The organism is Kribbella sp. NPDC049227, assembly GCF_043197265.1.
In the GTDB taxonomy this organism is placed as follows: domain Bacteria; phylum Actinomycetota; class Actinomycetes; order Propionibacteriales; family Kribbellaceae; genus Kribbella.
Map to the genome: position 1 here is coordinate 993,266 of NZ_JBICST010000002.1, position 14,353 is coordinate 1,007,618.

At 67.9% G+C, this 14,353-nt stretch carries 11 protein-coding genes; 3 read left to right on the forward strand and 8 right to left on the reverse strand.

Features of this window, described 5'->3' with window-relative positions; translation table 11 throughout:
- Positions 1-237 precede the first annotated feature (237 nt).
- A complete protein-coding gene (locus tag ACGFH6_RS11470; RefSeq protein WP_393382679.1) occupies positions 238-2,982 on the forward strand; it encodes a hypothetical protein in 2,745 nt (914 codons plus the stop codon).
- Positions 2,983-2,984: 2 nt separating this feature from the next.
- Positions 2,985-3,308, forward strand: coding sequence for a hypothetical protein (locus tag ACGFH6_RS11475; protein WP_393382680.1), 324 nt, complete (start codon positions 2,985-2,987; stop codon positions 3,306-3,308).
- On the opposite strand, the gene ACGFH6_RS11480 is transcribed toward ACGFH6_RS11475, so the two are convergent.
- From ACGFH6_RS11480 to ACGFH6_RS11515, 8 genes are read right to left on the reverse strand one after another with little or no spacing between them, the layout of a single operon-like run.
- A complete protein-coding gene (locus ACGFH6_RS11480; RefSeq protein WP_393382682.1) occupies positions 3,305-3,520 on the reverse strand; it encodes a hypothetical protein in 216 nt (71 codons plus the stop codon). The two genes, ACGFH6_RS11475 and ACGFH6_RS11480, sit on opposite strands and share 4 nt — an antisense overlap.
- 31 nt (positions 3,521-3,551) lie before the next feature.
- Positions 3,552-5,705 carry a hypothetical protein gene (locus ACGFH6_RS11485; protein WP_393382684.1) on the reverse strand — a complete coding sequence of 718 codons (2,154 nt, stop codon included), beginning with the start codon at positions 5,703-5,705 and terminating at the stop codon, positions 3,552-3,554.
- Complete coding sequence (locus ACGFH6_RS11490; RefSeq protein WP_393382685.1) at positions 5,702-7,027, reverse strand: D-alanyl-D-alanine carboxypeptidase family protein; 1,326 nt, start codon at positions 7,025-7,027, stop codon at positions 5,702-5,704. The genes ACGFH6_RS11485 and ACGFH6_RS11490 overlap by 4 nt, the downstream gene beginning before the upstream one ends.
- Positions 7,024-7,884, reverse strand: coding sequence for a trypsin-like serine peptidase (locus tag ACGFH6_RS11495; RefSeq protein WP_393382687.1), 861 nt, complete (start codon positions 7,882-7,884; stop codon positions 7,024-7,026). Before ACGFH6_RS11495 ends, ACGFH6_RS11490 begins: the two co-directional genes overlap by 4 nt.
- A 5-nt stretch (positions 7,885-7,889) precedes the next feature.
- The gene (locus tag ACGFH6_RS11500) at positions 7,890-9,206 is read right to left on the reverse strand and encodes a hypothetical protein (RefSeq protein WP_393382689.1); all 1,317 of its coding nucleotides are present in this window, start codon (positions 9,204-9,206) and stop codon (positions 7,890-7,892) included.
- Between the two features lie 19 nt (positions 9,207-9,225).
- Positions 9,226-9,747 carry a hypothetical protein gene (locus ACGFH6_RS11505; RefSeq protein WP_393382691.1) on the reverse strand — a complete coding sequence of 174 codons (522 nt, stop codon included), beginning with the start codon at positions 9,745-9,747 and terminating at the stop codon, positions 9,226-9,228.
- Between the two features lie 26 nt (positions 9,748-9,773).
- The gene (locus tag ACGFH6_RS11510; protein ID WP_393382693.1) at positions 9,774-11,030 is read right to left on the reverse strand and encodes a hypothetical protein; all 1,257 of its coding nucleotides are present in this window, start codon (positions 11,028-11,030) and stop codon (positions 9,774-9,776) included.
- Positions 11,023-13,149 (reverse strand): hypothetical protein, encoded by a 2,127-nt coding sequence (locus ACGFH6_RS11515; protein WP_393382695.1) that lies wholly within the window; start codon positions 13,147-13,149, stop codon positions 11,023-11,025. The genes ACGFH6_RS11510 and ACGFH6_RS11515 overlap by 8 nt, the downstream gene beginning before the upstream one ends.
- 536 nt (positions 13,150-13,685) lie before the next feature.
- Between ACGFH6_RS11515 and ACGFH6_RS11520 the strand changes: the two genes are divergently transcribed.
- The gene (locus ACGFH6_RS11520; protein ID WP_393382697.1) at positions 13,686-14,342 is read left to right on the forward strand and encodes a BTAD domain-containing putative transcriptional regulator; all 657 of its coding nucleotides are present in this window, start codon (positions 13,686-13,688) and stop codon (positions 14,340-14,342) included.
- The last annotated feature ends 11 nt before the right edge of the window (positions 14,343-14,353 follow it).

Below are 14,353 nucleotides of genomic sequence, written 5' to 3' on the forward strand. Positions count from 1 at the left end.
GCGGTGAGGACCGTGGCCGGGGGCTCGAAGTGGGCGCGTCTTACCTACGTGATGTGGGAGGGTGCGCTCTACATCGGGTACGACGACAGTCGCGGCCGTCGGGTGGCCCCACCAGGGGGTCCACATCGATCTGGGCGCAGACGCGGTTGGGAAGCCCTGCCGGTGGCAGGCATCGGTGGTGCTTGGCCTGGGGTCACCGGCATTCAGACGGTGATGTGGCCGGTACGAGCGACCCGGATGCTTCTCGGCCTTGCCGCTGACCTCCCCACCGTACGGCGTGATGCCGATGGCAACACCCATCCGACGGCCCTTGCGGTGTTGTTCGACGTACCGATCGGACTGCCGTGGCATCAGGCGTACGAAGGGTTGACCCGATCGGTGCTCGAAGTGGTCGGGCTCAGCGCGACACGAAGCGTGGTAGCGAACCAGACGAGGGAGCAGGCCGCAGCGCCCTTCAGGCTGCCGTTCGACGTGGTCACCACTCTGCCGGATCAGAACGAGTTGACCGCCGGGGTTCGCCGCATGCTGGGCAATCTGCTGCCGAACGAGGTGGAGTACGCAGTTCGGGTCCGGCCTGCTCCATCTGCACTGCTCACGCCGACCGATCCCGGAGATGTTCTGGTCACCTCCACCCTCGATCTACTGCGGTCGTTGCCGGCCATGCGGAGCCCCGCAGTTCCGCGTCTCATTGTCGCGGATGACAGTGATGGCCGCGGCAGCGGCCTGATCCAGCCCGATGCGCTGCCTGCGGGGATCTCCGTGATCACCTTCCAGCCACGGGTGGCGGCCGACCGCACCAACTTCGTGCTGGCACTGCTGCGCGAATTCACCCACGATCTTCCGCTGCACGAGGCTACGGCCACTGCCGTCGCGTCGCTGCGGGATACCGATGACGTTCCGCTTGCGTACTCGCTCTACACGTCCGCCTCGGGGTTGGATCGCCTCAGACTGTCGACTGCCTTCGAGCAGTTCCAAGAACGCACCCGGGACCTCCAGCGCTACCTCTCGGTCGGCGCGTTCGCGGGGCCGGCAGCCCTGGAAGCCGGCGTGCGGTCCTCGGAACTCGTGGATCGGGCAGCAGGCCTCGTTCGAGAGGCGCGCAACAACTTCATGCGCGAGTCCTCGGGCCTGTCCGAGATGGCGCGGGCGGAGGCGGCCCGGGCGGTGGCCGAGCCTGACCTGCGCGCCATGGAAGCCGCCGCGCGGGCCATCCTCCGCCAGCCAGATCTCGTTGACGACCTCGCCGCCACACAGCATCGGCGCGTCAACATCTGGATCAGTGAGGACCTGACCCAACCCTCGCCACTCCGGTTCGACGAAATCAACGAACGGACCGCTCTCGCCCGCGGACAGACGTACAACCTGAACGTCGGGATCGGCCTGCACACACCCACCGACCTCGTGGATCCCGGCACCCCGCCGGTCGATCCGATCTTGCCGCCGACCCCAGCCGAAGGCCATGTGCTCGACGTCGCCGTCTTCAGCGACTCGGCCCGGATCGACGGGCCGGCGGCACAGAAGCTGCGCCTCGGCCGGATCGGCCCCACCGACCCGGTGACCTTCCGGGTCCGCATGCCGCACCGGCAGTCGTCCCGGATCCGGGTCCTGATCTCTTTCCGCCAGCACATCGTGCAGGCCTTCACCCTCTACGTGAAGCTGGGCGCCATCGAGACGTACAGCCTGGAGGAGCCGGCGCTACGCGCCGAGCTCGAATTCAGTCGCCAGAGTCAGCTCCGCGACCTGGATGCAGTACCTCCGCGGCTGCTTTGTGTCGCGGCGAACGAGGACAGCTCCCGATCCACGCACCGGCTCATGTTCGGCTCATCCGGGGAGTCCCTCGCGCTCACCGAGACTTTGGTGACCTCCGTCCGCAAGGAGTTCCGAGCACAGTTGGCCGATGCGTTCGACCATCGGGACTCCGACGGAAGCGTCGATGCGGGCTCGTTCGACAGAGTCGTCAAGTCTCTCGCCAGAGTTGGACGTGACCGGTGGGGATCCCTGTACGACGATCCTGGCGCCTCGGACACGTATGTCGAGATGCTCGACCGGGTCAGCAATGCCGAGCATGGCACCGTCCAGGTGCTCCGTCTCGATCACCACTTCGCTTTCCCATGGAGTGCGCTGTACGACTGGCGGCTTCCGGACACCGTGAGGGACATGAAGAATGCCACGGTCTGCCGTGGTCGCAACGGTTCGACCACGTGCGACTGCGGACCGACCACGGGCGGAGTGTGCGTGCGGGGATTCTGGGGCATCCGGCTGGTCATCGAAGAGTTGATGAGCCGTCGAGAGGTGGACGAGTGCGTCGATACCGTGCAGGGAGGTCTCGGGTCGCCCGCTGTCCTGTCCACCGTGGGCGTTACCGGAGACGCGTGGGCGGACGCCATGGTGAAGCATCTGGCAGCCGAACTGGGTGAGGCCGGATTCGAGGACCTGACGGCCGAGACTCCGCTGCTACCCCGAATGTGGGAGACGGGGCGTAGGCCGGCCGTGCTCGTGGTGGTCGGGCACCTCACCAAGACGCCCAAACCTGACGAGCCACCGGGCACGCGAATCTACATCCGCGCCGCGGAACGCTGGCTCGACACGGAGGGATTGCGCGAAGCCAGAAGGAAGCGCGCACCCTCTCGATGGACACAGCCGCAACGACCCATCGTCCTCCTGCTTGGTTGCGACACCGGATCGTCCGGTCTCGACGAGGTGTTCAGCTTCGTCAACAGCCTGACCGCATCGGGCGCGGCAGCAATCGTGGCCACCGAGGAGAAGATCGACACCAGTCTTGCCGGATCGCTGGCCGCGACGATGGTGCCGGCGTTGGGGACCGTCGGGGTGGGAGAAGGGCTGCGGGATTGGCGCGCTCAACTCATGGCCGAGGGAAATCCGCTCGGCCTGCTTTTCACGTGCTTCGGCAGTGCCGAGGCGCACGTACCCGCGCTTGCCGCGACGTCGGCCGGCAAGCAACTACAGGAGGCAACATCGTGATCATGAGTCTGGGTGCGCTCTGTTTCGGCATCGTGACCGGCTACATCACCTATCGCACGCTCGTGCGGAAGGACACCTCGTCGATCTCCGATCTCGCCGCCGTCATCGCGGCGTTGGGTGGAGGCGTTGTGACCCAGGTCTTCGACCCTGCTGACGGCAACTTGTTCGGCTGGTACGCCATCGGGCTTCTCGCCGGCATGGTGGTGTTCCTCGTCCTGCGACTCCGCTACGAGCGGCCGAAGAAGCCTGGCGACCCGATACCCACAGTTCTCGGCGATCAGTCTGAATCGCCCCAGACCGCCCGCAGCACCCTGCTCGGAGACTAGAGCGGCAGCTCGGTGCTGGCTGATTCCGGGCCGGTGGATCGGAGGCTTCCCAGGCGGGACAAGGCGTCGAACCCTTCTCGGCCGATCGGGAGACCATGGGCTGGCCGACGATTCTCGGGCCAGGCCCCTTCGGTGAGCACCGAAACCAGAGCCGAGGACGTCACAAAGATGAGCAGAAGACCGATCGCGGTCTGAATGATCAAGGTGTCCATGATCCCCACACTGTCAATTCACCCGGGAGCGTCAGTCGGCCGGCGGGAATTCTGGTTCGCATTGTCCTTCCGGGAGCGGCCGTGGATAGATGTAGCGACCGTTGACACCGACGTGGAGGCGCGCGCCGGTGGACGGGAAGCACCCTCGGTCCGCCGGCGGCGAGTCCGTAGCGTCTGTGTACATCGTCGTGAGGTTCGCCGGCATCTCGACCGCTGTGCCCCTCGCGGGGCTCGGCGGGTGAAGGCGAAGTCGCAGGTCGTCACCTCGGTGCGGGTGGCCGGCAGCGACGTCGAAGGACTTGAAGCCGGGATCGAGAAGCTGGCCGTCATGCTCGTACTCGTTGGCTTCATCGTTCGGCCAGTACTGCTGCTGGTACTCGTTGAGGTCCAAGAACAAGAAGGAGTCGGTCACGTCCTGGCCTACCGCGCGCCGGACGATGAAGCTGGGTTCCGGGTGGTTCTGGGGGATCCGCAGATAGGTGTTGCCGTCGGTGGGGCCGAAGTCCATCGGTGGCAGGTAGGCGATCGGTTTCAGCTCGGCTGTGGGTGTGAACGCCGCCACAAAGATGTTGTTGTACGCCGGCCGGGGCTTGCTGTTGCCGATGGTCGCGTAGTACGAGTAGCCGGCGCGGTTCAGATCGACCCGGTCGTCGCCCCTGGCTCCTGGGTCGAAGACCAGGCAGGTGTTGTGGAACAAGTAGATCGGTCCCTCGTCCGAGCCGTCCTTGAAGAAGTGGCCCTGCCGCAGCGAATCCGGGACGGCCCCGCCGCTCGGTCGCCGCCCGAGCGTCGGTTCGCGGAGGTCGAACAGGTTGGCGTAGATGTGGATGTCTCCAAGTTTGCGCCCCGCGGCAAAGCTGAGTGCGGTCAGGCACTGCGTCATGACATTGCAGTAGATCCGTGCGTTCTTGGTGTCCGCCGTGCCGGACAGCGCGATTCCGTCGTCATTCAGGTTGTGCACCCAGTTGTGGTGGAACTCCATCCGGTCGCCGAAGACGTAGCTGTCGTGGGCGTTGAAGATCTCGCAGTGGTGGACGACCGTCCCGACGCAGTCCTCGCTGCTGCTTGACAGCTGAACTCCGCTGGTGGAGGCACCGAGGCGGTTCTGCTGCAGGTCGGCGAGGGGGCGGATGGTGCCGGCCGATGGATCGTCGGTGCTGAAGACGTAGCTGTCCTTACGGTCGCTTCGGAACAGCCACGTCGGTATGCCTCCGTCGATCACGCAGTGCTTGAGCTTGATGTCGGCGTTCGGCCCATGATCGGAAACCAGGAACAACGCCCGGCTGGCGGATCGGATCCGGCAGTGGGCGAAGACGATGTCGGTGCAGCTGTTCAGCCGGATCGTGTCGGGGTTGCCGAACCGCAACGTCAGGTTCTCGAACCGGACGTGGCTGACCCTGCGGAGGAAGATCGCATAGTCGCCGCGTCGGCACAGCGCCAGACGGACCTGATTCGGGTCGGTCGTCGGTGGGTCGTAGTCCGGCCAGCCTGGGATGTTGTTCGCCGTCGGCGCCAGCCTGATGTGGACCCGGCGCCCACCCGGCTGGTCGTCGGAGTCCTCGCGCACTGTCGTGTCGAACCAGATGCCAGGCCCCATGTAGACCCAGGGCCGGAAATGCACCTTCCCCGGATCCGTCTGTGGTGTGTACATGCCCGGCTCGCCCTGCACTTGCCGCCACACCCGGTTGCCCGCCGTCGGCCGATCGGGCCAGATCTCATCGGTGGCGGTCAGATCCTCGATCCGGTCGTAGCTGACCAGTCGGGTGTGGACGGGTTCCTCCAGGAACGCGCCCAGCTGCACGCCTCCCGCGTCCTCGTCGGTGCCGGGCGCTGGGTACGGCCGCCGCCAGTAGTACTCGCCGAGGGAATCACCGCCGTCCGGCGGCGTCACCTCGAACCAGTGGTCGTCGGGCGTCTGAGGCACGAGGAACTCGGGAAGCATCGAGTCGATGAAGACCTCGTCGTCGCCCACGCCCCGCACCACCATCTTGTCCCCGGTGTCGCCGAAGTCCTGCAGGCGAACCGACTCGACGTACTGACCACCGGACACATGGACGATCCCGCCTCCGTTCGCCTTCAGGAACTCCATGCCGCGGGCCACCGAGTGGAACGGCTGCAGCTGACTGCCGTCTCCACCCTCGAGGTTCCCGGGGACCGCCGGCTGGGTCACGTACACCTCGGTCATGTCGCCTCAGCTTCGTCTGGGAGTTCCGGGTCGGGGTCCTCGCGGGGGTAGAGCTCTTCGTCGGCTGGGGATGACGGGTCGTCGGGGTGCCAGGATTCTGATTCGTCGGTGCTGGTGGGGGTTGGGCGGTAGACCCAGTGCCAGGCTTCGGTGGGGTAGGGGTGGAAGTCGAAGCGGGCGGCGTTCTTGACCAGCCATTGGTGGAACCAGGCGTCGGTGTTGATCTTCTTGAGGGGGCGGCCCTTCTCGGCGATGCCGAGATCGAAGGCCAGGCCGTCCTGGTGGTTGCTGTAGCCGGGCGCGGCGATGCACTTCTTCATCAGCTTGGCGAGCAGGAGCACGGCTGCCGGGCCGTGCTCGCCGCCGGGCGCCGCCTGCCGCGCCCGCTCAGTCTGGCGGTAGTAGTACGGGAACCCTCGCTTGCCACCGTGGCCCTTGCCCTGCCAGATGGCGTACTGCTCGGCGGCCGAGCGGTAGGCGCTGGTGATGCCGACGGCGAGATCGGTGCGGCCCTCCGTAGCCAGGTCGGCTCGGGCCGCTGCGAGCATGCTGATCGCAGCATCGGCGGCTGCTGCGAGCGCCCGGTGCCCGCCTTCGACCCGCTTCACGGCGGACTCGGGCAGCGTGTCGACGAACGGTCCCTGCGACAGCGCGACCTGGCGATCGTAGACGGCTCGCATGAAGGTCAGGAGTTCAGGCGTCGCGTCGCCGGGTCCGTACCAGCGCAAGCCGGCCGAGGAGATCGACGTGCGTCCCGGCGTACCTGGCGTGGTTGTCGGAGTCGTCCGGCGCTGCAGGATGGGCCGCACGATGGTGTTCCTGATCTGGAGCCAATCGCGCTGCAGCTCCCGCTCGTGCGGCAGGATCTTGCGTCCCAGCACCTCCGGATGGCGGAAGTAGAAGATCACGTTGGTGAGGTCGTTCTCGCTGCGATGACCGGCCGTCCCCAGCAGTGCGACGGCCGCGGCGTACGAACCCTTGCCTAGGGCATCGATCGCGTCGATCGGCAGCCGGAAGAACCTCGCCACCGGATTCTCCGCCTCGCCGGCAGCGGGCTCCTCGTAGTCCGGATCGTCGAGCTCGTACTCCGCAGCCTCCGGTCCCTCGTACTCCGGCCCCTCGTCGTCCTCGTCCTCGAAGGCTTCCGGTTCGCCGGTTTCGGACTCGAGATGGGCCTGCAACAACTCGAAGAGCTCCAGCTCACGGTCGGGCACCTCGGCCTCGGCGTACCCGCCTTCGCCGAGGTTCGCGACACGGCCCAGCCGGAACGGCGAGCCCGCCGCCGTCGGCTCTTCGAAGGCGAACGTCTGGCTCATCGTCATCGCCCCAACCAGCCGCGAACCAGGGCCATCAGATCCTTGTCGAGGAAGACGCCACGGTTCGCGGTGACAGTGACCTGGCCGGTGGTGGCGTCGGTGACCCGCTGGGCGTCGACGTGTACGCCGACGAGTGACCGCCGCCCGCTCGTGAAGCGGATCCACACGGGTGACCCGCTCTGGCCCGGGGACGTGTCCGCTGTGTAGAGGATGATCCCGGGCCGGGCAGCGCTGAAGCTGGCGCTGCCGAAGTGGGACCACATCGTGTTGGCCTGCTGCTCGCGGGTCCACCCTCGCGCCGGGTCACACGGGTCGCCGTCGCACTTGTCACCAGGGAACCCGCACACGGTCACCGGCCGTCCGCTCAGGAAGCCACTGTCCAGCGGTGACAGATCGGTGAGAGCTCCGTTGTCCGGGCTTCCCCAGTGACCGAGCTGGGCGCCGGCGAGCGCCCGGGACCGGATCGCGGCGGCATCGCGTTCCAGAGTGACGAGCGCTACGTCGAATCGGCTACCGGGCCGCGGCTGCTGGAGGTAGCGGCTGCTCACCGTGAAGGCGGCGGCCTTGAACCGGCCGAACGGCAGATCCGCGCCGTTGCGGGCCGGAGCGACGTACACGGTGTCGGGCCTTTCACCGCGGGCGTTGTAGATGTTGTGCGCCGCGGTCAGCACCTGGCGTGGCCCGACCAGGAGACCCGACCCGCGGGACAGCGTGCTCCCGCGAGTGACATCGAGCGAGCACACCCAGCGGAACGGGACCTGGAGCGTGTCCCGGATCCGGACCCGCTCGTCCGGAGGGATCACCTCGTACTCCGGCGGACCAGCCGCCGGGGTGAACCATTCGGTGACGAACGGCGAGCGCATCAGCGCTACCCCTGACCGTTCTGCGCCGCGAGGGCCGGCGCGGGGGCGCCGGACGGCACGATGCCCGGGCCTGCCGTCAACGGTGATGGTGGGACGCCGGGGGAGGCGGGATTCGGGAGCCGCACTGGTTGTGGCCGGGTCCCGGACGGACGGTCCTTGACCCGATCGCCGGTGGCCGACTGCCACAGATCGATGATGCGGTTCATGTCCTGCAGCAACGCCGCATTCGTGCCGAGGTTGAGGTACAACAGCTCGGCCTGAGCGCCGGTGGAGAACACGTTGAGCTCGATCGCGCGCAACAAGCCGGACATCAGGTCGGCCAGGTCGAAGAGTTCGCGCGACCTCGCCGCGGGCGTCATCCCGACCTTCGCGGCGATCTTCTCCAGTCGCTCCGCGGGAGCCGGGCCGCGGGCGTCGAGATCGATGACGATCGGCGTGTCGGAGTCCAGCGTCGTGTGGAAGTAGCTGAGGTACGACACGTACGCGAACTCCTCGCGCGCCAGCATCGCGCCACGGCGTCGCATCGCCAGCATGTCGCGCAGCGCGGTGCACAGGAACGCGACGTACTCCCGATCGGTGGCGTTGGGACCGACGCCGTTGTTGGCGTTCTCGATGCCGAGCCAGACCTGACGCAGCAGCTCGGTCCACTTCTCCCGGAAGCCGCTGTTGACGCCCCCGCCGACGTCCTGCTTCCACACCTCCGGCGTCATGCCCGGCCGGGTCCACCGGGACGGGATCGCGTGCGGCGGCTCGAGACCGAACATCCGCCAGTACGCGTTGCGCCGGTTCACTCGCTGGTCGGGACGCATCTCGCTGACGATGCCCTGGATCGAGTACAGCGGCGGTTCGCGGAAGAAGAGTTCTTCCGTGGTTCGCAGCCACCGGGTCGAGGCGAGCGACACCGGATTGAGCGTCTCGCCGACGGCGAAACGACGTACGACCTCCGCCATGATCTCGACCACACCCGTGCACTCCAGCAGGTAGGCGTAGATCAGGTGGTCCGCGATCAGGCCGGGTGCGGACGGGGAGGGTGGAGCCGGGAACGGGAACGGCACCCCGGAGAACGTGTCGATCGATCCGGTGGTGATGCCCGACGGAACAGGGAACGGCGCGCCGGTCGGCGAGGGGAGTGGCAGGTCGATGGCGGCGATGATGCCCGGGTCGCCCAGCGCCGGTGTCGAGGGCGACGGCGGGTCGATGCCGATGTCCGGCACGGTCGAGCCCGCCGCCCAGGCCTCGTCGAGCCACCGGCTCAGCTGGAGTGGATGGATGTCGAACAGCTGCTCGGGTGCGGGCAGGAGACGGGCCAGATTGCGGAACATGATCGTCCTCTCGAATTCCTCAGATCGGGGCCAGGCGTGGACCCAGGCGGACGGGGTAGCCGTCGTCGCGCCGCAGCTCCAGGCGGACGATGGGCTGGTCGTTGGTCACCTGACCGAGATTCACGTCGACGGAGTTGCCGCCACTACCACCGCCACTACCACCACTGCCGCCTCGTCGTCCGCTGCGCCGGTCGACTCCGCCCGGTATGTCCACCACCTCGGGGGCCGCCACGGCCGACGTGAAGACGGCCAGCTTGTCGGCGACCGCCGGCGGGTCGAAGATCGTGATGACCGACTTCGAGCTGTTGGCCCGGCTGGACCGGCTCGCTGTGAACACGAAGGTGTTCTCGGGATCGGGTGGGCGGCGGTCGCGGCCCATCAGTTCCCGGATCGCCAAGTAGTCGAGGTGGCTGGAGGCGACGTCGATCGGCACCTCGGTGCTGAGGGCTCGAGACTTCGGGTCCTTGAGGGCCTGCTCGATCGCCCGGAGCGCGGCGAGCAGGTCGTCGAACGGGGGCGTTGTCCCGCCGGTTGTGGCCACGATGATTTCCCTTCCGCACTAAGCGATCAGACGGCCCTCGGCAGGGGCAGTGGGGCCAGACGGGCGAGCCAGTCGTGCAGGCGCGCCGTACGGGCCGTTGCCGCGGCCGGGTCGAGAGGCTGGTCGGACGTGAGCAGAGCGAGGATCCGCAACGACTCGTTCCGGGCCAGGAAAGTCGAGGTGAGGAGCGAGTCGGCCGACGTACGGCGCAGCTCCTGAAGTGCTGACGGCGACACGCGATTCGGATCGGCGATCGCATTGAGCGGTCGGCCGCCGAAGGACTTGAAGCTTCGCCGGGTGCAGGCGTCGGCGATCGACGCGAGGAGCGGGATGCTGGCGGCGGCGATCTGCGCGTCGGGGTCGTTCGAGGCGCGAGGATCGTGCCGGGCCTGCCAAGCATCGGCCAGGTCGCTCCACGGACCCGATGGACCGAACCAGCTCCGGCACAGCTGCACGTTGAACATTACCCGGATCCAGGACGGAGGATGTGGGTCGCCCGGCCTCAGGCGGTGCACCGCGGACGTCGTACCGTCCACCACGTTGGCCAGCGCCGGTACGGGCGACCAACCGGCCAGAGCGAAGGCGCCGACATCGGCGGCGATCTCAGTGGCCCAGGTGCTCCACAGGCTTGCCAGTACGACGGATCGCGGCGCGACGACCGACCGCAGGACGTCGCGCAGCTCGGCGTTCCAGCCGCACAGGTGCGCGACCTGGTGGGTGGTCTCGTGCACGAGGGCGGTCGGGTGCGCGAGGTTGTGCCGGGTGATCTTGATCGCCGCGACCGGAGACAGGCCGCCACGGTCCCAGAGCCGGATACCGGCTCGGAGGACAGCTGCGCCGAGGCCCTTATCGGGATAGGTCAGCGCCGGTGGTGTCTCGATACCGAGCGGCCGCAGGATCGCCTCCATCGCGTCGACCGCGATCGTGTCCAGTCCCCGCAGTACCGCTCCGAGCCGTGGGGTGGTGCGTTGCTGTACGGCGTCGCCGTACCACTCGACTGTGGCCTCCACCGCGAGGTAGCGCCGGCGCAACTGCAGGAGCGCCGTCCGGGCTTGCTCCGGCCGCTCGCTGCTGTCGAGGTGCACGGCCAGGGCGGCACCTTCGGCTTCCAGGGTCCGGATGGAGGAGAGCAGCCGCTCGCGCAGCCGAAACCGCAGGTAGTCCTCGAGTTCGGCCCACGCCTGCGGAGCTGCGACGGCGTCGAGGTCGGCGAGCTGGGCGATCGCGCCGCGCCAGTGAGCCAGCTCCGACCGCAGCTGCCGGCGTGCTGCCGTCTCAGTCATTGTGGGCACCTGGCCTGATGATCAGGGTGGGAGCGCCGGGCAGGCCCGATGCCAGCGCCGCGGCGTCGGCGAACGAGAACGCGAACGTCAGCGTCAGCCCTGCCGCCGGATCCTTCGCCGCCGCGCTCAGGGCCTCTTGGGAGGCCGGTAGTTCCTTCGCCAAGTGCGTCTTGAGCTGCTCCAGCACGTTGGTCGCAAGCTGCTGGCCACGAGCGGCGGCCGCTGGTGCAGTACGCCCTAGGAGGACCGTCAGCCGCTTCGCCATCTGCTCCTGGACCCGTGGCCCGAGCAGGCGGCCGATCAGAGCGACGACCTCGGCCTGGTTGTTGCGCGCGAGCATCGTCGCGACCTGCGCGGCGAGCCGTTCACCGAGTCGCACGTGGACTCGAAGCTCGGGTTGAGCCTGTTGCGCCCGGAGCCGCAGATACACGCGATGGCGGCGGCGGACAACCTTCCGGCCCGGTACGACGAGCCGGAAGTAGCGTCTCGTCATCGGCCCACCGAGGACAGCTCGCGTACCCAGCGCGGGACGGCCGAGCAGCAGCGCGGCGTTTCGCGGGCTCAGCTCCTCGAACTCGGCAGGCCCGGCGTCGTCGCCCGCGAGGTACCCGACCTGGGTGCCGACCATGGATTCGAAGAGTTCGACCTCGGCCGATACCGGCCAGGCGGACACGCCGGCGTCGAGGAGACGGTCCTCGAGGGTCTCCGGACCAGGCAGTTCGACGCTGCTCGCCTGCGGCCGGGTGATCTGTACGTCGTACCGGCGTGCGGATCGGCGGTAGCGGCGGTGCTTCGTCCGGCGGGGCATCGCGATCCACGGCCCTGTACCGGCATCGGTCTCGTAGCCGGGCAGGTCGTCCCGCAGCAGCTCCTGAGGGAGGTGATGGACGGCAGCGGACGCCAGTGCCTCCTGGATTTCCGCCTCGAACCTGAGCGGCTCCTCCAGTGCCTCCGACGGCAGACTGAGGACCTGGGTGACGGTCTCCTCGAGTGTGCTCACCAGAGCTTCCGTGCCGAGCTGTTCGGGTGACTCCGCCTCCAGCGAGAGCAGTCGCAGGCCCGCGTCCGCGATCCGCGGCGCCAGGGCCTTCGCCGCCTCCGGGCCGATGTAGCCCTGGATGAGACCGGCGAGCTGACGCGCCAGGAAGTTCTTGATCCGGTCGCGCCCGACGATGCGTACGCCGGTCCGGATCAACGGCATCGCGGCCATCACCGCCGGAATGAACTGCTCGAGCTGAGCCGTCGGCGGCTGTCCGGGCTCGGCGCGGGCGAGCTGGTACGCCAGCGTCTCGCGAGCATCGTCGAGCGCGGTGATCTCCGCGGGGCCTGGCATCTCCTGGTCGTACTCGAAGAGCATCTCGGCCTGATCGGCGTCCGCGGGTGCGAACAGCATCTCGGCGTACTGGCGGTCGAATTCCTCGCTCAGGTCGGGCTCGGCCTCTGCTTCCGAGATGCCGAGTTTGGCGGCGAGCTGAGTGGCCGGGCCACGGAGTACGACGGGAAGCCGGTTGATCGCCTTGCCCAGCACTCGCTTGAGCAGTGGCTGGACGAGCTTGCGCAGTACGGCGAAGACCGGGCCCATCGGGATGAGTTTGGTCAATCCCTTGACCGCGCCCTTGGCGACCGATTTCGCGACGTTGAACGCCTTCTTGATCAGACCGCCGAAGAGTTGCTCGCTGAGTGAATCCGGATCACGGGAGTACTCGCCGAGCACCGCATCGATCTCGTCGTCGGTGATCGAGTCGACGCGCCGGTGCTCGTAGCGTGCTTCGAGCTCGCCCAGGCCCCGGTCGACGCTGTCCGCGAGCGTCTGCACGAACGTTCCGGCCTCGGCCTCGGCCACGGCTTCGCTCTGCTGGTCGTCGGGCCAGCGCGCGGCGGTCGTCAGGTAGCGACCGGCGACTTCGTCGACGAGCGACTCGATCGCCTCGCGGAATCCTTCGTCGTCGAGCTCGCCGACGAGCGCCTCGAGGTCGCCGCGTCCGGCGTCGTACTCGCCGGCGGCCGCGACGCCGCCGGAGAACGGCGACACCAAGGCGGTACCGGCGGTCTCCATCGCGGCCGGTTCCTGCCAGCTCAGCCCACCGCCCGTGAAGGGTCCGGCCTCTGTGTCGGTCATGGACATTGCGGACTCCGATCAGTCGTCCTCTGCGACCCTAGGGAGCCGTTGTCTGCTCGCCCGTCTCTTGTCCGTCGTCGTGCTGTGTACTACGTCGTCGTACCGGATCGGGCGGGCTCGGAACGACGGTCTCCAACCAGGCATGGAATCGTTCACAGGCCGCGGCGACCGAACCTTCGACCGCCACCGAACGCGGTGGCTGCTGACGATCCTCGGCGGTGAAACGGATCTTGAGTCCGTCGCGGTCACGCCATACGCGGACGATCATCGTGTGCCAGAGCTGCTCGGTCATCGCGGACCCACAGTGCATCGTCGCCGTACGCCGGAATGTCGTCGCGGCGTCTGCGCAGAGGTCGCTCGGCCGTCAATCGCCGGGAAGTCGTCGGCGACAGAACATTGACGGTCCGGAGACGGGCGACTGATATGGACAGAAGGTCGGAAAATCCCGGGGGGTCGGTATGACGACGTCAATTGTGTGCGCGCCGACGGGCGCCGCACCACCTAGCATCAGACTGCTGGGCGCATTCGCAGTGCGGGTGGACAATCGTTCGGTCGCCCTGCCCAGCAATGGGCAGCGGGTCCTGGGCTTCCTCGCGGTCGCCGGTCTCGAGCAGCGTCGGGACGCCGTTGCGACGCACCTGTGGCCGGCGGCAGCACCGGAGCGAGCCATGTCGAACCTGCGGACCGCGTTGTGGCGGGTGCGGCAGGCCCATCCGGCCATCGTTCGCGCGTGCCGGGACTCGGTGCGCCTCGACGATGCCGTCGAGGTCGACTACGACCAGATGTCGACGCAGGCGCGTCAACTCATCGCCGACGACGTACGCCACGATGTCGTCACCGCGCTCGAACCGGATCGTCTCGAGGCCGATCTGCTGCCGGGATGGGACGAGGAGTGGTTGCTGATCGAGCGCGAGCGGTACCGCCAGTTGCGGATCCATGCCCTGGAGACGTTGAGCGGTCTGCTCACGGCCCGCGGCCTGTTCGCCCGCGCGATCGACGTGGCCTGCGCGGCCATCCGGGTCGAACCGCTCCACGAGACGGCGCACGCAGCCTTGATCAGCGCCCACATGGCCGAAGGAAACCGCACCGAGGCGATCAGGCACTTCCACACCTACACCCGCCAACTGGCCGCCGAAACCGGCCTCCCACCCTCCACCCACCTCGCCGACCTGATTCCCGAGATTGACCCGTAAGCGCGCCATAA